This window comes from Bradyrhizobium erythrophlei, from assembly GCF_900129505.1.
In the GTDB taxonomy this organism is placed as follows: domain Bacteria; phylum Pseudomonadota; class Alphaproteobacteria; order Rhizobiales; family Xanthobacteraceae; genus Bradyrhizobium; species Bradyrhizobium erythrophlei_D.
This window is the reverse complement of record NZ_LT670818.1, coordinates 6807490-6824682: the sequence shown is the minus strand read 5'-3', so window position 1 is coordinate 6824682 and position 17193 is coordinate 6807490. Positions and strand designations below refer to the sequence as shown.

At 60.5% G+C, this 17193-nt stretch carries 17 protein-coding genes and 1 tRNA gene; 8 read left to right on the top strand and 10 right to left on the bottom strand.

Annotation, left to right across the window (positions count from 1 at the left end):
* Positions 1–261 precede the first annotated feature (261 nt).
* Positions 262–723: a universal stress protein gene (locus B5525_RS31785; protein WP_079574049.1), complete on the top strand. Its 462-nt coding sequence runs from the start codon at positions 262–264 to the stop codon at positions 721–723.
* Between the two features lie 31 nt (positions 724–754).
* On the opposite strand, the gene B5525_RS31780 is transcribed toward B5525_RS31785, so the two are convergent.
* Entirely contained in the window at positions 755–979 is a 225-nt protein-coding gene (locus B5525_RS31780) for a hypothetical protein (RefSeq protein WP_154073568.1), read from the bottom strand.
* 103 nt (positions 980–1082) lie between these two features.
* On the opposite strand from B5525_RS31780, the gene B5525_RS46740 reads away from it, so the two are divergent.
* Together B5525_RS46740 and B5525_RS31770 are read left to right on the top strand one after the other, a co-directional pair.
* Complete coding sequence (locus B5525_RS46740; RefSeq protein WP_079569620.1) at positions 1083–1310, top strand: hypothetical protein; 228 nt, start codon at positions 1083–1085, stop codon at positions 1308–1310.
* Between the two features lie 858 nt (positions 1311–2168).
* A complete protein-coding gene (locus B5525_RS31770; protein ID WP_079569618.1) occupies positions 2169–2492 on the top strand; it encodes a hypothetical protein in 324 nt (107 codons plus the stop codon).
* 92 nt (positions 2493–2584) lie between these two features.
* Here the strand turns inward: B5525_RS31770 and B5525_RS31765 are convergent, their stop codons facing one another.
* Positions 2585–2764 carry a hypothetical protein gene (locus B5525_RS31765; protein WP_079569617.1) on the bottom strand — a complete coding sequence of 60 codons (180 nt, stop codon included), beginning with the start codon at positions 2762–2764 and terminating at the stop codon, positions 2585–2587.
* A gap of 1426 nt (positions 2765–4190) precedes the next feature.
* On the opposite strand from B5525_RS31765, the gene B5525_RS44740 reads away from it, so the two are divergent.
* Complete coding sequence (locus tag B5525_RS44740; protein WP_154073567.1) at positions 4191–4355, top strand: hypothetical protein; 165 nt, start codon at positions 4191–4193, stop codon at positions 4353–4355.
* 426 nt (positions 4356–4781) lie between these two features.
* On the opposite strand, the gene B5525_RS44735 is transcribed toward B5525_RS44740, so the two are convergent.
* The 4 genes from B5525_RS44735 to B5525_RS31750 all read right to left on the bottom strand — a co-directional run bounded on the left by B5525_RS44735 (position 4782) and on the right by B5525_RS31750 (position 7724).
* Positions 4782–4946: a hypothetical protein gene (locus tag B5525_RS44735; protein ID WP_154073566.1), complete on the bottom strand. Its 165-nt coding sequence runs from the start codon at positions 4944–4946 to the stop codon at positions 4782–4784.
* A 109-nt stretch (positions 4947–5055) separates the two neighbouring features.
* Entirely contained in the window at positions 5056–5211 is a 156-nt protein-coding gene (locus B5525_RS44730; protein ID WP_154073565.1) for a hypothetical protein, read from the bottom strand.
* A 1281-nt stretch (positions 5212–6492) separates the two neighbouring features.
* The gene (locus B5525_RS31755; RefSeq protein WP_079569614.1) at positions 6493–6897 is read right to left on the bottom strand and encodes a hypothetical protein; all 405 of its coding nucleotides are present in this window, start codon (positions 6895–6897) and stop codon (positions 6493–6495) included.
* Between the two features lie 209 nt (positions 6898–7106).
* A complete protein-coding gene (locus tag B5525_RS31750) occupies positions 7107–7724 on the bottom strand; it encodes an Abi-alpha family protein (RefSeq protein WP_079569612.1) in 618 nt (205 codons plus the stop codon).
* 1238 nt (positions 7725–8962) lie between these two features.
* Between B5525_RS31750 and B5525_RS44725 the strand changes: the two genes are divergently transcribed.
* From B5525_RS44725 to B5525_RS31725, 3 genes are all read left to right on the top strand, one after another.
* Positions 8963–9214, top strand: coding sequence for a hypothetical protein (locus tag B5525_RS44725; protein ID WP_154073564.1), 252 nt, complete (start codon positions 8963–8965; stop codon positions 9212–9214).
* Positions 9215–9400: 186 nt separating this feature from the next.
* The gene (locus B5525_RS31735) at positions 9401–10063 is read left to right on the top strand and encodes a hypothetical protein (protein ID WP_079569607.1); all 663 of its coding nucleotides are present in this window, start codon (positions 9401–9403) and stop codon (positions 10061–10063) included.
* Between the two features lie 266 nt (positions 10064–10329).
* Positions 10330–11073 carry a hypothetical protein gene (locus B5525_RS31725; RefSeq protein WP_154073563.1) on the top strand — a complete coding sequence of 248 codons (744 nt, stop codon included), beginning with the start codon at positions 10330–10332 and terminating at the stop codon, positions 11071–11073.
* A 147-nt stretch (positions 11074–11220) separates the two neighbouring features.
* Here the strand turns inward: B5525_RS31725 and B5525_RS31720 are convergent.
* The 3 genes from B5525_RS31720 to B5525_RS31710 form a co-directional block, all read right to left on the bottom strand.
* A tRNA-Lys gene (locus B5525_RS31720) sits at positions 11221–11296 on the bottom strand.
* Between the two features lie 149 nt (positions 11297–11445).
* On the bottom strand, positions 11446–14124 hold the full coding sequence (locus B5525_RS31715) for a glycosyltransferase (protein WP_079569603.1): 2679 nt from the start codon (positions 14122–14124) through the stop codon (positions 11446–11448).
* 186 nt (positions 14125–14310) lie between these two features.
* Positions 14311–14892 (bottom strand): beta-1-3, beta-1-6-glucan biosynthesis protein, encoded by a 582-nt coding sequence (locus tag B5525_RS31710; RefSeq protein WP_079569601.1) that lies wholly within the window; start codon positions 14890–14892, stop codon positions 14311–14313.
* A gap of 251 nt (positions 14893–15143) precedes the next feature.
* Here B5525_RS31710 and B5525_RS31705 point away from each other — a divergent pair, with 251 nt between their 5' ends.
* Entirely contained in the window at positions 15144–16769 is a 1626-nt protein-coding gene (locus B5525_RS31705) for a beta-(1-6) glucans synthase (protein WP_079569600.1), read from the top strand.
* On the opposite strand, the gene B5525_RS31700 is transcribed toward B5525_RS31705, so the two are convergent.
* The gene (locus B5525_RS31700; protein ID WP_079569599.1) at positions 16729–17109 is read right to left on the bottom strand and encodes a hypothetical protein; all 381 of its coding nucleotides are present in this window, start codon (positions 17107–17109) and stop codon (positions 16729–16731) included. The genes B5525_RS31705 and B5525_RS31700 overlap by 41 nt on opposite strands.
* Positions 17110–17193: the final 84 nt, after the last annotated feature.

Sequence of the window (17193 nt, the reverse complement as noted above, 5' to 3'; positions counted from 1 at the left end):
TCCCGGCGGGTTCGCGCCCAACCGGGGGAAAACCTGCCTCCAGGTTGGCGGCCCCATTCGTGTCAGAAGCGGTGGGGCCGTTTCCTTTGCCGGCGCGGCCTCGTATTCGATCACCTCGTATTCGAACGCCACGCCTTCCGGATCGTTTGCCTTAAATCACTCGTCCGCGGTAAAAGCGAATAGACCGACGGCGACGATCGGACCACATAAGTAAGAATCGCTTTTTAGGGAAAAATGTTCGACGAGCAAGGGAGCCCCCGAATGTACGCCAATATTCTCTTGAGCACGGACGGATCGGATGTCGCGAGAAAAGGCGTTAAGCATGGGATTGCTTTAGCAAAGGCCTTGAGCGCTAAAGTGACGGTCGTCACCGTAACGGAACCGCTGCCGGTCGACTATGGGAGCGGACACGCCTCGGGATGGATGCCCTCGCGGGAAGAGTTTGATAGCTTTGATGCAGCCTGCAAGGAACGTGCGGGCAAAGTGCTCGATGAGGCTCGATCTATGGCGGAGCAGATCGGGATATCTGCAGAACTCTTGCATGTTCCGAATGCGCATCCAGCCACTGCGATTATCGAAACAGCAAAGTCCAGAGGGTGCGACTTAATCGTTATGGCCTCTCATGGGCGTCGCGGCCTCAGGAAGTTATTGTTGGGGAGTCAAACATCGGAGGTCCTGGTAGATGGAAGCTTGCCGGTGTTGGTAGTTGGCGGACATAAATGATAGCGCAGGGTTTGAAAGCGCAGCCGCGCCGCTAGGACAATCCGCTACCCGTTGAGAATTGAGGGCAGCCGGTGCACATCGTTGGTCCGCCGGACGTCGCCACCGGGATCAGGCCCTCCATTGCGGCCGCCTCGTGCTCGGCCTTGGGAAGCTTCGTGATGTAGTTGCCGGCGTCCTCCAGTGTGATCAGCTTGCGCCCACCCGGCAACTCGATTGGGTCGTTAAATTCACAGCCCCAGCCTGTACGCTTTGACATCTTCCTCGCTCCGAGGAAATCAAACCGGAACCGGAGGGAACCGCGCAACGGTCGCCGCTTTATCCTGAAATTGGGTCTCGACACAAATTCATGGAGATGATCGATGCGCCAACTAGTGCTCGCCGCTATCGCGTTACTGATCGGAGCGTCATCGTCATTGGCTCAGGGCCATATGGGCACCCCGCAGGAGCAACAGGCGTGCACGCGAGACGCACAGCGATTTTGCCGGAAGCAGTTGGGCGACGACAGTGCGGTTCAGCAATGTTTGCAGCAAAATCGCCAAAAGCTGAGCAAGAGTTGCCAGAAGGTATTCCAGAGCCACGGAATGTAAACTGGAGAGTGGCGGCGTCCGGTGGCAACAGGCGAACGCCGGCCGGCCGCATCTCACCTAAGGTTATTTTTTTGGGGCGGTTACTCATTGGGTGCCTCGATGACGCCGGGAACTGCTGCGCCCGTCAGGGAATTAGGTAGCAATTCAACCTGCGGCATCAATCCGAGATACGCCCACGCTCGCCAGCGCGGGGCTGTGACGCGCCGGAGTTTTGTTAAGCCCACCCGTCGACGTTCCGGCGATCGGCGGCGGGTGAGAGCGGGTATGCGCCATTGAAGCGCGGCCGCGCCGCTAGAACAATCCGCTACCGGTTGGGGTCTGAGGGGCTGCCCGTTACTAGTCTTTCACAATTGCATCGATTTCATCTTGTGACAGAACGGTCAACGACAGGGGCGCGGGGCTTCGGTCCCGCGCTCACGCCGCCGGTGCAGACCTCAAGCCCGCCGCTTTAACCCGGCGGGTTTTTCTTTTGGCTTTGGCGGGTTCGGAAAGGTGCTGTTGTTGTTGTTGAGGCTGGCTTTGGGGCGCCGCTAGCGAAGTCGGCCGACAAAATCTGGCAGCCCACCGCTGTTCGCACCTTCTTTCAAGGTCCAGGGGAATATTGCTCATAACTAAGGTTCCGGGTTTGCTGTCGCCCCCCGGGGTTGAAAGCCTCAACGCGCACGGGCCTTTAAAGATCCATCCAAAATGGCGTCTCCACGAATCGGCGGTGGCGCACCGTGCGCCGGCGCCGATCGGCCGGCACTTGGAGCCCGCGAACAGGACCCGCACCAGCGGGTTCCCAGAGTCATGGCGAGGCTGTCCTGCCCAATCTAAAACGTGACGTTTCGAGTGCGTTGCGGCGCGGAGAAGGTCGGAATGGCGCGGGAGAGCCTGAGCCGTGCCCTGAACAAGCCGCACATCGCCGAGTTCATGCGGCAGAAGGTCATCCGCTCGCTGGCAATGGCATCGGCAAGAGCAGGCGCCGTAAAGCAGGAACTGCTCGACAGCGACAACGCGATGGTGCGCGACCGTGCCAGCAGCTTCGTGCTCGGCCTCGCTGGGATCCAGCCAGTCAACAGCCCATCGATCAACGTCAACCTCGAGATCAGAGCCGGATACGTAATCGATATCTCTCCGGGCCCAGGGGAAGTTGTCGACCCGAGCGATTGGCCGATGCGGGTGATTTCCCCCGCCGAATAGCCAAGCCACGGACCGCAACGCTTCCGCGCGGCCCGGCGGAACCGTCGCCGCTTGTCGTGAACGCCGCTTCTCGTGAACAAGAGCGGCCTTGTTCAGGCGATCATTTCATCCCGCTTGCGCAATTCATCGATTAGACGATCAAGGAAGGCCGGCAAAGCCGAGGCTTCGAGACTAAGGTCTTGTTGCAACCGCTCACCCACCTCGTCGCAGATCGACCGGCTAGTCTTGTGGTCGATGTCTATGTTGTCCGAGATTCTGCTGTGGGGTTCCATTTCGGGCCCTCTCGGTTAGGCCCCACGAAGCACTAAGCCACCGGGTCGGTAAATGTTTCGCGCGCCATGCGACGATTGCGCGCGTCTCTTATGCAAAAATGTCGATGGTTCCGTTTGTAGGAACTCATTCCGATGATCGCGTTAGGGAAAGTTAGCGGTCGCGGGCCAGCTCGCGACGCCCCCAATGCGGCTCTTTGCCTGATGGGTTGAACACCCGCTCGACGTGACGGTTCAACGCTCTAATGACGCCGATCCGGGCGAACATCGTGTCGTGTTCTGGAATAGCCTTGGGCGTTGCCGACTTAGGGCTTCCGGTTCGCCGCAACGAACGGGTTACTCTCAACTCCAGCGCGACTATTTTTCTCGAAACATGTTTCCAGGCGTCCAAGGGCGGCCGTACTTCCATCTAGCGGCACCCTCAACGTCGCTCCTTCTCCTCTCACTTCGAGTATATTAGCGGTGCGCATCCTCTCATTGAGCGCCCGGTCTGCCAGGGTGAGCGTTACGCTTTTGGTTTCGGCCAACGCCTTGGTTTGAACTGATCGCGAACCCGCAAGCAAGGTAACATCGTATGTCTTCCCTCGCTCTAGTTTCCATTTCGATGAATCAAGAAGCAGGAGCAAGCCGTCATGAGTCCGTAGAAACGTTATATCGAGATCATTGGTAGACCGGCTCATAGTGCAACTGTCAAACTTGTCAGCTTTCGAGGAAGTCGCAATCGTCCAGGACCCCACGGACACAGTCTGATCTTGCGCGTGTGCAATCGTCGATGTGGCCGAGAATAGGGCAAGAGAGAGTGCAAATGGCATCCGCATCGTTTCCTCCTTGATGGCACGTTGATGGCACGCAAAAATTCCCCCGAGGTTACAGCAAGCCGCATCACGAACGTTGAACCCACCTCCGGGTTCCGGGGGATTTCCAAAAGCGAACCTTAAGGAAGCCACTGTGTTCCCAGGGCCACAATGATATGTACGGAACTTGACCAACCGCACATCATGAGTGTAGCGATACTGCTCGCGAGCTACAGCTTAGATTTGAGATTGGTGCGGGATGGGGGTTGGAACTACGCGGAGTCTTTTGCGGCGGGTTTGTTTTGGCTAGCTTCCAACTTTTCGGCCAAGTCGCGCCATGCTTTCGCCATTTGCAATAGACGGGCCTTATCCGCGGGGTGTAAGCACTTTGAGGCGAGCGCGATGCACTGCCCGACGTACGCGTAATACTCGTCGGCGGATGACATCGACGCGAGCCCCGAGGATTTCCTTCGTAATTGCTTCAAGCGCAATTTGTTCCAAGCACTTTTTCGTTCCCCAAGTTCCAAGTGCTATTTGTTCCACAAAATGCCGTTGTCACGATTTTGAAACCGCTCCGAACAGGGTCTCGCCATCAGGCGTTCTTCCTCCGGTGAGGGCTGGAGGGAGACAGTCGCATGAAAGAAGCGAAAATGTACCGGGAATATGCAGCCGATTGCGTCCGCATAGCGCAATCGATGGATGAAAAAGACCGAGAGACTTTGCTTGAAATGGCCGAGGCGTGGGAAGATCGGGCGAGAGAAGCAGAGCAGTACGCGAAGAAGGCGGAAGGCGAACGGTAAAGTGCTAACCAGTTGTGTCGCCGACATCGGCACGGGCGCGCACCCACGCGATCCGCCGGGGTAGCGTACAGACGGAAGCGCCGTGAAGGTGACCAGCAAAGAAGTTCGCCTCGAAACCACTGCGCAAAGCTCGCCCGGCCCCCGGGCTGTACGGATCGCGGCGCTCGCACGATATCGACTGGAAGAAAGCACGGCCCCGCCTTTGCGCAATTTTGGGGGTAGGACGGAAGCGGCGTCAGGGTCGGCGAAGTGGCTCGGCGACACGATGGGCTCTGGTTACCATGGTCGACGGCATCAGCATCGTTATGCCTTCTTGCAGAATGGTTTTCGCCACGAATCGGTCGCTACCTAACGGCGTCCGCGTCGCGTATGGGCCGGGTAGCCGGGCACGCCCCTTTCTCTTACCCCAGAGGTGCGAGCGCTCGGCTACTTGTCCATCCATTGACCTTTGGTCGCGTCCCAACGATGCCCTAGGCCGCTATGTCGGCGCATGTTCGCTAAGGCGGATTTGTCGGCGCGCTTCTGCTGCCACTCTTCAATGAACGGGTAGATGATCACTACAATATAAAGACCGACTAGAACGCCCCACATCCGGCTCTCCTTGTTCCGGGGCGGGCATGGGGCTATTGAAGCCTGGGCGGGGGTCGGCAGGCAATCAGCCTGCCGACGCGCTAACACTGGCACGGGCCGGGGACCTGCCTCAGTCGGCTTTCGGCTTCTTACCCGTGCCGTTGCAGACCGTGCAGATTGGTGGAAGGGCAATCTTTTCCCCAAACTTCATCGGTCTCATTTCCACCAACTGACCAATCCCAAAGCAGGCCTCGCAGCGATCTTCAATGGTGTCTTGGGCGTGCATGTTTGTCGTCCTTCTGATCAGGCCACGACGATTCGTGAGCCTAGGAGGAGGGCAGCACACTGCGGGATTCTAGCAACGCACCGCTCTTTGGTCAGTGCAATGACCCCGGCGGGTTTTTCTTTTGCACCTTGTCAGGCCTGGCGATCTGCTGGCTCTCCCTCTCCGGCAATTGGGGTGTGACCGATTCCGTCGGCCGGGAAAATCGAGCGGCCCACCGCCGTTCGCACCGTCTTTGAACGTCCAGGGGGATGATGCTCATAACAACTCCGGGTTTGCGGTGATTTGACGCCTTCAATCGCCAAACACCTTCCCGCAGTCGTGCGAATGGCGACGGGCACAACTGTGTCCCGAACAAGGAGGGGGCTGATTTTCCGCCGGTGTTGGAATCTGATCACACCATCGCGGCCTTCCAGGGTTCTGTCGGACGATCTCAGTCCGCGCGGACTCGTTGGCGCGACGGCCGGCACTTGGACAGCCCGCGAACCGGACCCGCACCAGCGGCCTTCCTAGGCTCGTGAAGAGGCCATCCGATTAGATCGGCGGGAGCTTCTGTCCGCGGCTGAGATCAGCTAACTACGAGAGCGACCAAACCAGAGCCAAGCAGGACGAGGCCGGCAACGGTCACCGCGAGAAAACTGTAAGAAGCGAATTCTTCGCTCATTGTACACCCGTCTATATGCACCCCTGCTCGAACGGAATAACTGTCCCGTCGCACAGTCAAAAGGATTCGCTTCCGACGTTCATTTTCGATCCGGGTTGATGCTTTGGTGCAACACCTGCCAGTAGCAAAATCAGCGACTTAGACCGAGACAGCGGTCACAGCGCATGAGGCGTCGGTCGTGGGTCAGTTTGATTGCGGCAGGATAGCTGCCTTGAACCGTGGCGCCATAGGCGCATATTCGAGGCATGTCCGAGCAGCGACCAACTTTCGGGGCGCGGAAAAATCCCGGATCTGGCTGGGAGGTCGATATTCTATGGCCCGATGGCGAAACGGGAGTAATCAAGGGCTTCATTGCGGAATATGACGCGGTTAAGTGGATTGCCGAGCATGAGCACTCCAAGGCGAGGCCGGGAAATGCGAATGGGAAGTCACCCCAAACGCACTAGCGATTCCAACCGGCCCGCAAAATCGATGCTGACGAGCCCACGCGCCCGCGAATCCCGGACTTGCCAGCGGCCTTCCTAGAGTCATGGCCGGGCTATCCTGCCCGCTCCAAAAACGTGACGTCTAGTGCGTTGCGATGACCCGGGCAGCGCCGACAGTGCATCATGAAAAACGCCTCACCCGACAAAATGCCCGCAAAGCGCGCGCCTGCAGCGCTCGACGCGCCGGCGCCCATCGTTCCCCCCGACGCGCATCCTGCAGCCTTTGCCCCACATGGCATATTTCCAAGAAGTCCAGGCGACCGATCGCCGGTATTCGTCGAAGTCGGCCTGCGAGCACTTCGGGAGGTATTTCTTCCAGGCGGCTTCGAAATCGACCCGCGCCTGTTCGAACGTTTCGGCCGTGCCCTGGACCTGGCGGCCGTGGTGCGACGGCGGATAAAAGCCGCAGTCCCAACCCCACTGGTCGACGTCAAACGGGACGCCGGCGCGGATCGCGATCGTCCCCACATGCACGTCGCCATAGTAGACGTGCCAGCAGTCCTGGCGTTCGGGATATCGGCGGCGGGTGAGGTCGGGCATGCGCCATTGAAGTGCTGCCGAGTTGCTACGACAATCCGCTACGGGTTGGGGCCACGGCGCCGCCGGTGCACATTATCAAGCTGACCGAGACGCGCGAGATCTCGCCTTACCTCTGGGTGCATCCGGGCGAAGAGAGGTGACTCCATTCTCTCTGGTGGCCAATCAAATAGAGTACCAAGAAGGCCCCGCGTGATGAAGGATTGCCCTCACTATGGGGCGACGGCTACCACCAGTTCCTTCCCAAGGTCCGTTAGCGCAACGAGGTGATTGCCGCCCGTTTTTCGAACTATATCTAACCCTTGAAGGTGAGACACGCTAACTTCGGCGGCTGATGGGCGCAATTTGGTTCGTTCCGCGATCTGACTAACCTGTAGCAGAGTGCTTGAGTCAGACAGCGTTTTCTGAACGATATCGAGAATTCTCACGTCGACCGGCTGAAGCCTTCGCAATGCCTCAACAAATTCTGGACGCACGTGATCAGCCCGCGCAGGATCCATCGCGTTTGCCAGTAGACGGGCCCACAGCTCTTGCAATTCCTCGCGCGGTTCGCTTTGGGCTGCTTCCAAAAGCGGAATTGCTATATCTTCTGGCAGCTCGACCGAATCTTTGACCTTACGGTCTTGAAGAATTTTCTTGGTTTTGCGAGTGATCTCGTCGAGCCTGCGCTCTCGTGCTGCGGCAACCTTGTCACCGATCAACACACCGTAGATGTTGCCTATCGCGGGCGCGATCGCACGGCCGCCCTCACGGATCAAATCAACAGCGTTGCTGGTTGCCTTTGCGGTCTCCTCGACTGCCTTCTCATATGGTGCTCCGTCGTCACCCATTTTTGGCTTTATCCCTACGATTGGTGTCGAGGCTTAGCTCAGCATCTTCCGATCAATGCAAGCGCAACTTGCGGTGGAGAGCAAGGGCGGCGCGCGAAAGCGCCCCGAAAGGGGGTCGTATTTCTAAGCAATTCAGTGAGAATTCGAGCGCAGCCTTATTGCATCTAGACGAGCCAATGTAGGATGAAAGCTATACCGAACAGCCCGGTGAGAAAGGCAGCAGCCACGCACAACGGTGTAACCGTACGCGCCCGCCGATAGCGGGCACCGCCCTGTGCCTGTGCGGCTTGATGCCGGGGCTCGATGTATTTCCAGCAAAGCTTTGCGCTTCCGACAGCTCCGGCTAGGCAAACGACGATTGTTATGGCAGCGTTCATCTCCGTGTGCAGCGGTAGCTACTAAATCCGCACATTATTTCCCCTTCGCCTTCAGCGCAGTGCATCTCGGGTTGGGCGGAATAGTCGCACACGCTCAATTCGGTCGCACCGCCCGCACCGATATTGAATGACGTCCATACCGTCAGCGTCGGGAGAGCTTTTCTCGATCTTCATTGTCAGACCACATACGATGCAGCTCAGCAGATCGATGAGGGGGCTCTTGTCGTCGTTGGAATAGTGTTGGCGGTTTCTCATTTCTTCGCCCTCAGCCCGAGCTCGACCAGGCGATCGGAAGTGTTCCGCAGTTCACAGGCTGACGCAAGCCGAATTCCCCACCATGGGGAATTGTCAGATCAGCAAATCAGGAACGTTTCGGCGGAAGCCGCTTCCCGGGCTTCTTAAAAAGGTAAATTCGCGATTGGATGGCTCCGATGGAGCGCTTCATCTTTTGGGCGATCATCCGCGGCTTCATTCCCGAAGTTACCAGCTTGCGCAAGCGTCCACGGTCGGCCTGCTGGACGAGGTCCGGTCATTTTCACTCCGCCTTCCGGGCGGTCGATTGGGCCGCCCTCGGGAATTGTGGCTGTCGGACGCGTTCACGTCCCGTAGCTTCTGTCAGATAGGAGACGGATGGCGGGACAGGTAGCGAACATCAACGGTTTGCAAGGTGAGTTTTGCTAACTAACGCCCAGCTTTTAGGCCCAGCTCGACCAGGCGGCGGATGGCTTCGGAGCGGGCTGGCGTGTCAGTCTGCGAATTGGCCCACGCGTCAACCTTCGCAATGAATTCATCGGAAAGTCTGATGGTGCGCGCCGGATCGCCGAGGAAAGGAGCCTGCCGCCGGCCGACATTGCCAAGCTGATGTACAAGCGGATCAATACCCGCGACGTCATTCTGTTCTGTGAAGAGCACAAGGTAAGCTTCGATTGGCTACCGTGTGGCGACCTTCGCGGGCTGCAGAGGATGACCCGGGAGGCCAAGGCCGCGCCACCGCTGAAAGTGCCCGAAGCGCAGCGCAAGGAAGTCATGGCGCTGTTTTCCGCCCTTTCCCCGCGAATGCAGGCCGTTGCGCTCGGTTGCATTCAGCATCTGTTGGCGAAGGGGCATCTGTGAAGCACCGGCGCCGGACGGCCAGAAAACGGAACGCCAGCGTCTCGCATGCGAAGCGACTGCGGCGATAACGGGGAATTAATCTCATCAGCCCATAATCGAGGGCAGTTTTAGATGGGTGCCACGTGAAGGAGCCGTCGCGAGGACGATCCAAGCGCCGGCTCTTTTTTGTTCACTCATTTGAGGGTAATGCACGTGACGAAGACACCGGAAACGCAGAGCCAAACCGAACAACTCGTACCCGCAGCGCTGAGCAAGCGGTCCAACCGGATATCGATCTTGGCGCTGTCGGTGTTCGCTCTTGGCCTAAACGCTACTGCGGCAGTCTATACTCTGTCGCCTTCCGATTTCGCCCTGCCGAATGTCAGCAGTTTGGCCGAACTGTTTTCGCAACAGAAAGCTCCCGATCCAATACCGGATCCGGTTCTCGCCGCATTGAAGGATATTCAGTTAGCCCAGCAGCAACACGTTAACTCGCTGCAAGAGAATAGCTCCTCATTGCAGCAAAACGCAGCTCTGCTTCAGCAGGATTCAACTACGCTTGCTTCTCTAAGACAGAGCGTCACCGATGAACAAGTCGATGTGAAGAAAATATCTGCTCAGATAACGGATGAACATGTCGACGTGAAGAAGATGTCTGCTCAGATTTCCACGCTTATAGCGAAGGTCGACTCGCTGCAAAACGCAATAACCCCGGAAGTAACCTCCTCCATTCCAAGAAGGCACACTGGTCACCGACTATCCGGAGTGGCGCACAAAAGGATGGCTCGGCAGCCTAAACCTGTAGGGTCTATCTCGGTTGGAGGAACTCCCCAGGGTTTTCCGGTTACCACGCCAGCCCCACAGGGCTGAGACACAGCTGGGCGCTGGGCTTCACCCGTTTCCAATTGTGGCTCGCGGGCTCGCCGCCGTTTCACGCTTCGACCCTGATCGATTGTTGATTAACCGGGCTGGGCGAGTCCGCCCGTGCGCTGGCGGCGATCGACCGGCACAACAGCCCAAAAGCCCGGACCGGCATCAGCGGCCTTCCTAGAGTCATGGCGGGGCCATCCCGCCCAGATCCGAAAGCGTGATGTTTAGTGCGTTACGACGACCCGGGCAGCGCCGATAGTGCGATCATGGAAAACATCACGCCCCCCGGCACCCCGGCCAAACGCTCGCTCGCCGTGCTGGACAATTCGCCGCCGACGCCGCCCAGCACCCAGGCCGCGCCGCCAAGGATATCCGGCAAGGTCAAGGCCGCGATCGACGCCATGGTGTCCGGCGACTGCAAGAACATCACCGCGGCCGCGGAGATGGTCGGCGTGGCGCGTGAGAGCTTGAGCCGTGCCCTGAACAAGCCGCATATCGCCGAGTTCATGCGGCAGAAGGTCATCCGCTCGCTGGCAATGGCATCGGCAAGAGCCGGTGCCGTGAAGCAGGAACTGCTCGACACCGACAACGCCATGGTGCGCGACCGTACCAGTAGCTTCGTCTTGGCGCTCTCAGGAATCCAGCCGGCCACTTCGCCTTCCGTCAACGTCAACATCGAGGTGAAGGCGGGCTATGTGATCGACCTCAGCGACGAGCCGAGGCCGGCCGCCGCTACGCGCATCGTTTCACCCGTCCAGCCGACGATCGAGCACGAGGCCACAGAGGCCGAACAGGACAGCCAGCGCGGCCCCGGTTCGAGCTTCCGACGATGTACGCGGGCAGGGGCAGGGCGTTGCCTGATCCAAGCCGCTGATGCACACTCCCGGAGGTGGACCCAGAGCCAAGCCCCGGGTCCACCTCACTGGGTGCGCCAGCTCTGTGAGCAAAGAAGGCCGGAGTTCGCGCTCCGGCCTTCTGCTTTTTTCACCGAGCGATCAGTTTTTGCCTGATTCACACAATGGAGGTTGAGAATTCTGGCCGCATCAAAGCAGGCGCGCATCGCATCTGCTTCCCGAAACCGTAACGCATTTGCCAACATAGCGCCCACACGGGCAATTTACGGTTATTCGAGATTTTAGCTAAGTATTTGATTTCTATGGTGAGCGCGGAGGGACTCGAACCCTCGACCCCATGATTAAAAGTCACGTGCTCTACCGCCTGAGCTACGCGCTCACGTGAGGCGCTGTGTAGGGGCCCGCAATGAGCGGGTCAATAGCGCGGCGAGGACCAACCGGGGAAGGGACAAGTCGGATTTGTCGTGCCGGCTCCGCCCGTTAGCCCGGCTTCTTCAGGCAGAACACCTGCCCGAAAACCGTCCCCCATCATCTGGCTTCGCGGCGAATCTCGGAGGCCACCGGCTGCGAGGGGCCGACCACCGTCGGCAGGGTCACCGGACGCAGGCCGATCAGTTCCGCGGTCCGGATACCCGTATTGCGCCAGAATTCGAACGAGTTGAGCCGCGAATTCTCCAGGATCGCGATCGCGACCGCCGACAGGAACGGCAGGCTTTCCAGCACCAGCACGGCTGCGAAGATATAGATCTCGCGCACTTCCTTGAAACTGTTGGTGACCACCAGCACGGCCGAGCCGACCAGCAGCAGCACGCCGATCACGGCTTCCCAGAACGCCTGGAACTCGATCGACATCCGCGACAGGCCGCCCTTGGAGGTGCGGGCGAAGGCGAGGTGCTCGGTGATGAGCCCGTTGGCGACCGCGCGGCACACCGTCCACTGCACCGACATCGCCGCGATCATTGCGCCCAGCATCTGCCCCCATTTCACCGGCACGCGCAGCCGGTACAGCACCGTGAAATGCAGCAGCGAAACCACGAAGGAGGCGATGATCGGCAGGGTCAGGATCTTGTCGGGAATGGCGATGTCGGCGAAGGCGACGATCGGCACCCAGATCAGATTGAGGATCGCGACCAGCACGCCGAGGCTTTCGGCGCCGAGCCAGTTCAGCCAGCCCAGCGCGAATTCGTGCCGCTGCTCCCGCGACAGGCGGCTGGCGCCGGGCAGGAACCGCCGCCAGTGCTTCTTGACGATCTGGAAGCCGCCATAGGCCCAGCGGTGGCGCTGCTTCTTGAAGGCCTCGTAGGTGTCCGGCAGCAGGCCGTAGCCATAGCGGTGGTTGGTGTAATGCGTCAGCCAGCCGTGCTCGATGATGCCGAGCCCAAGGTCGGTATCCTCGCAGATGGTGTCGCCGGCCCAGCCGCCGGCCATGTCCATCGCCGCGCGCCGGAGCAGGCACATGGTGCCGTGAACGATGATGGCATTCTCTTCGTTGCGCTGGACCATGCCGATGTCGAAGAACCCGGCATATTCGCCGTTCATGATGTAATGCATCAGCGAGGTGTTGCCGTCGCGATGGTCCTGCGGCGCCTGCACGAGGCCGACGCGGGGGTCGGCGAACACCGGCACCAGGTCCTTCAGCCAGTCCGGCTCAACCATGTAGTCGGCATCGATGATGCCGATGATCTCGGCATCGACAGCGGTCCGCTCCATGGCGATGCGGAGCGCGCCGGCCTTGAAGCCCTTCACCTTCTCGGCGTTGACGAACTTGAAGCGCTCGCCGAGTGCGCGGCAATGATCCTGGATCGGCTGCCAGAACGCAGGGTCGGGCGTGTTGTTGATGATGACGACGCATTCGAAGTTCGGGTAATCCAGCCGCGAGACCGCATCGAGGGTCTGCTTGAGCATGTCGACCGGCTCGAAATAGGCGGGAACGTGGATCGAGACTTTTGGAAACGTCACGCCTTCGCCCATGGTGGCGGCCGCCACCGTCGCTCCCTTCACGATCAGCCGGCGCGGCTTGTGGCCGAAGGCAATCGCGGCGATCTCCTCGATCCGCGCCATCGCGATCAGCACCAGCGGCACCAAAAGGAACAATCCCAAGGTGAGGGCAAAGGCCGAGCCAAAGACAAAATAATGGCCGGCCCAATAGGCGAAGACGGTGGCGGCCCAGGCCCCGACGCCGTTCGCGGCCGCCGACAACGTCAGCGCCTGCAGCACCGTGGGCTGCGCGATCCCGAGGATCGGCAGCGACATCAGGATCCCGACCAGCACTGCGATGGTCGCGAGCTTCCAGTAATCCGGATTGACGATCGGCCCTACCCACGAAAATTTCGGCTCGCGCGCGGCGTTCAGAATGCCCCAATAGGGACCGACGCCGCCCTCGAAGAACTTCCAGGGCTGATCGATCGCCTCGACGATGTTGTATTCCATGCCGATGGCTTCGGCGCGGCTGACGAAGTTGCGCAGCACTGACGCCTGCTCGAACGGGCCGGGAACGGCGCTGCGCAGATTATAGCCTGCGCTCGGCCAGCCGAACTCGGCGATCACGATCCGCTTGCCGGGGAACTGATCGCGCAGGAGCTGGTACATCGAAACCGCCTGGTCGACGGCCTGGCCGGCGGTGAAGTTTTCCCAATAGGGCAGGACGTGGGCGGCGATGAAATCGACGGAGTAGCCGAGCTGCGGATTGTCGCGCCAGATGTTCCAGATCTCGCCCGTCGTGACCGGGACATTGACCGATTTCTTGACCCGCTTGATCAACTCGATCAGGTCGTCGACCTTCTGCTCGCCGCGATAGATGGTCTCGTTGCCGACGACGACGCCAATGACATTGCTGTTGCGTTTGGCGAGATTGATCGCGGAATCGATCTCGCGCTCGTTGCGGTCGGCATTCTTGTCGATCCAGGCGCCGACGGTGACCTTCAGTCCGAACTCGGCCGCGATCGGCGGCACCAGTTCGACACCGCCGGTCGAGGAGTAAAGCCGGATGGCCCGCGTCAGCGGCGCCAGCCTTTTCATGTCGGCGCGGATCTTCTCGACGCTCGGAATATTGTCGACGTCGGGGTGACCGGTTCCCTCGAACGGCGCGTAGGACAGGCTGGGCAGGATGCCCGTGAAGTCGGGGGCCTGCTGCTTCTCGCGGAAGACGCCCCACATCGCAGCATGGACCGCGGTCACAAGCAGCAGAACACCAACGACGGCGCGCATCGCGACTAAACCATCTGGGGCCAATAGGGTGAAAAAGCGGACCCGTCCCCGAGATCCGACCGAGTCAGCGGCACTTCAAGCATATCTTTGCCACGTGATTTAACAACTCTTATGACGCCGTGGCGTTTTGAGGGCGCGAAAACTTCAAACCGCGAAAATATGGGATCGTTCCGCCCGAGCTTCGGATTATTTGGTGGGCGCGGGGGCGGGTGCTGCCGCCGGCGGCGCCGCCGCTGCGGGGGCCGCGGCGCCGTTTCCGGCGGTCGCCGGTGCCGCAGGAGGGGTTGCTGCAGCGGCCTGCTGCGGCTGCGCAGCGGGATTGATCCAGCAGGCATGGACCCTGCTGTTGAGGGTCTCCGCCACCTTGGGATCGATCTGGGCGCCAAACCGGGTCAGGCAGCGGAAGGTGGCCTGGACGTGCCCGCCGGGACAACCGAAGCGGTCGTAGAGGTCGAGGTGCCGCAGCGCGGTGTCGATATCGTCGAGCCACATCAGGCGCACCACCCGGCGGCCGAACCAGACGCATTCGGGATTACCTGCCGGGCCGTTGATGGCCTGGGCGGCTTCGGCGAATTCGTCGGTCTTGCGCTGGTTTTCCTTGGCCACGTCGGCCGGGGCCGGGTTGGCCGCCGGCTTGCCGGACTGGTCCTGGGCCTTGGAATCGCCGCTCTGGGCGGTGGCGCTTCCGATACCGATCAGTAGTGCAATCCCGGGGACGGCGAGGTGGCGCAAAACCGCACGAAAAAGCTGAAGCACACCTCGACGCATAGATTCCCCGACTAAGTTACTGATCGCGCCCGGCTCGGGCGCGGCTCGCGTTGATGCCGTCCAAATAGGTCCCCAATACGGCGGGGATGCCCAGTGGATTCCCATGACGGACATTTCGGATTTTGTCCAGTAAAGTCACAACTTTATCGTGCCGTGGTAAAGCCTGGAGCACCCCGCCGCGGTCGATTGCGCGCAACCTGCTCTTGGCAGATCAGCGGTGACCGGCTAATCGACGATCCCCGCCCTTAAGGATGGACCCGATTTCACTTCGTACGCCGCTGGCGCTTCTCCTGATATCTCTTGGTGCGATTGCCGCGGCGTGGTGGTGGCTGGCCACTCCCGTCTCGCTGCCGCGCGCCCCGATCGATCCCAACGCCAAATTGATGTGCGTGTCCTATGCGCCGTTCCGCGGCGCCCAGACCCCGCTGTCGCCGACCACTCATGTCGCAGCCGATCAGATCGCCCAGGATCTGGAGCAACTCGCCAAGATCAGCGATTGCGTGCGCACCTATTCGATCGAAAACGGCCTCGATCAGGTTCCGGGAATCGCCGCCAAGGTCGGGCTGAAAGTCATCCAGGGGATATGGCTTGGCGGCAACCGGCTGAAGAATCTCGCGCAGATCGCCGTCGCCGTGCGGCTGACCAAGGAATTCCCCGGCACCATCACCTCCCTGGTGGTCGGCAACGAAGTGCTGTTGCGGGGAGAAATGACCACGGCCGATCTCGCCGCGACCATCCGTTCGGTCAAGGCGCAGGTCGCCGTTCCCGTCACCTATGCCGACGTCTGGGAATACTGGCTGCGCAACCGCGAGGTCTATGACGCCGTCGACTTCGTCACCATCCATATCCTGCCGTACTGGGAAGACTTTCCGATCCGCGCCAAGTTCGCCTCGGCCCATGTGGACTCCATCCGCCGTCGGATGGCGGTGGCGTTTCCGGGCAAGGAGATCCTGATCGGGGAAACCGGCTGGCCGAGCGCGGGACGGATGCGGGAGGGTGCGCTGCCCTCGCGCACCAACCAGGCCCGCGTCGTCTCGGAAATCCTGGATCTGGCGAAGCGGGAGAATTTTCGCGTCAACCTGATCGAGGCCTACGACCAGCCGTGGAAGCGCCAGCTCGAGGGCACGGTCGGCGGTAATTGGGGCCTGTTCGATTCCGTGCAGCGCGCGGTGAAATACCCGCCCGGAATAGCCATCAGCAATTATCCGTACTGGAAGCTGCAGATGGGCTGCGGCATGGCGTTGGCGATCCTGGTGTTCGGCGTCGCCTGGCAGACGCTGCGCCGCCGGCCCTGGACGCCGCGGCTGGCGTCCTGGATCGCGGTCGCGCTATCGGCGACCACGTCCGGCATTCTGTTCGGCGTTGCCGCCGACAAGATGTTCTACGAAAGCTACGGTTTCGGGGGCTGGCTTGGTTGGGGCGCGCTGCTGGCGGCCGCCCTGGCCTCGCCGTTGCTTGCCGCCAACGCCTTGATGTCGGGACGGGCGCTGCCGACCTTCCTGGAACTCTTGGGCCCGCGCGAGATGCGCACCCGATCGGTGCTGACGGTGGTCCTGGGCCTGGTGCTCGCCGTGACCACCTTGATCGGCGCCGAGACCGCGCTCGGCTTTGCGTTCGATCCCCGCTACCGCGACTTTCCGTTTGCTTCGCTGACCATGGCGGTGGTGCCGTTCGCGACCCTGATGCTGCTCAACCGGCCGCAAGCCGGCGTGCGCCCGATCGCGGAAGCGGTGTTTGCCGGCCTGTTGGCGGTATCGGCGCTCTACACGGTCTTCAATGAAGGCTCGGACAATTGGCAGTCGCTATGGACGTGCGCGGTCTATCTGCTGCTCGCGATCACGCTGTGGCAGGCGCGGGCCGTGCAAATCCCAAAATGAGCAGGCCGATCGCAAGGCCCGACAGCGCGATATTGTAAAGCACGATGCCGAAGCCGGCGGCGATGAGCCCGCCAGTGAGCAGCACGATCGACGGTCGGACGACGTGAAGTGCCGCGATGATGAGCGCGACCACGCCGAACACCGAATTCTTGAACAGGTAGGTGGCGAGAATCCGGGTCTTGCACAGCATGGTCTGCAAACCGGCGTCGCAGGCCAGCGCCACAGTCGAGAATTCGATCGCGAGATAGCGCAGATAGAGCGCGTAGCCGACGGTCAGGAAGCCGACCACCAGCAGCCATTGCACCTGATAGGGCGTGAGCCGGAACGGAGTTTTTTTCATAGCGCGAATATGATCGGGAATGGCAGGCGGGACAAGGCTGGGACCGCGTGGGGCCAGGAAATTGCCGCTAAAAAGAATGAAGGA

Coding starts and splice junctions, on each gene's coding strand:
- B5525_RS46740 (WP_079569620.1), top strand. CDS start 1,083: ATGCGCCAACTAGTGCTCGCCGCTATCGCGTTACTGATCGGAGCGTCA.
- B5525_RS31785 (WP_079574049.1), top strand. CDS start 262: ATGTACGCCAATATTCTCTTGAGCACGGACGGATCGGATGTCGCGAGA.
- B5525_RS31780 (WP_154073568.1), bottom strand. CDS start 979: ATGTCAAAGCGTACAGGCTGGGGCTGTGAATTTAACGACCCAATCGAG.
- B5525_RS44740 (WP_154073567.1), top strand. CDS start 4,191: ATGAAAGAAGCGAAAATGTACCGGGAATATGCAGCCGATTGCGTCCGC.
- B5525_RS31710 (WP_079569601.1), bottom strand. CDS start 14,892: ATGCGTCGAGGTGTGCTTCAGCTTTTTCGTGCGGTTTTGCGCCACCTC.
- B5525_RS31715 (WP_079569603.1), bottom strand. CDS start 14,124: ATGCGCGCCGTCGTTGGTGTTCTGCTGCTTGTGACCGCGGTCCATGCT.
- B5525_RS31725 (WP_154073563.1), top strand. CDS start 10,330: ATGGAAAACATCACGCCCCCCGGCACCCCGGCCAAACGCTCGCTCGCC.
- B5525_RS44730 (WP_154073565.1), bottom strand. CDS start 5,211: ATGCACGCCCAAGACACCATTGAAGATCGCTGCGAGGCCTGCTTTGGG.
- B5525_RS31705 (WP_079569600.1), top strand. CDS start 15,144: ATGGACCCGATTTCACTTCGTACGCCGCTGGCGCTTCTCCTGATATCT.
- B5525_RS31750 (WP_079569612.1), bottom strand. CDS start 7,724: ATGGGTGACGACGGAGCACCATATGAGAAGGCAGTCGAGGAGACCGCA.
- B5525_RS31700 (WP_079569599.1), bottom strand. CDS start 17,109: ATGAAAAAAACTCCGTTCCGGCTCACGCCCTATCAGGTGCAATGGCTG.
- B5525_RS31735 (WP_079569607.1), top strand. CDS start 9,401: ATGCACGTGACGAAGACACCGGAAACGCAGAGCCAAACCGAACAACTC.
- B5525_RS31765 (WP_079569617.1), bottom strand. CDS start 2,764: ATGGAACCCCACAGCAGAATCTCGGACAACATAGACATCGACCACAAG.
- B5525_RS31770 (WP_079569618.1), top strand. CDS start 2,169: ATGGCGCGGGAGAGCCTGAGCCGTGCCCTGAACAAGCCGCACATCGCC.
- B5525_RS31755 (WP_079569614.1), bottom strand. CDS start 6,897: ATGCCCGACCTCACCCGCCGCCGATATCCCGAACGCCAGGACTGCTGG.
- B5525_RS44725 (WP_154073564.1), top strand. CDS start 8,963: ATGTACAAGCGGATCAATACCCGCGACGTCATTCTGTTCTGTGAAGAG.
- B5525_RS44735 (WP_154073566.1), bottom strand. CDS start 4,946: ATGTGGGGCGTTCTAGTCGGTCTTTATATTGTAGTGATCATCTACCCG.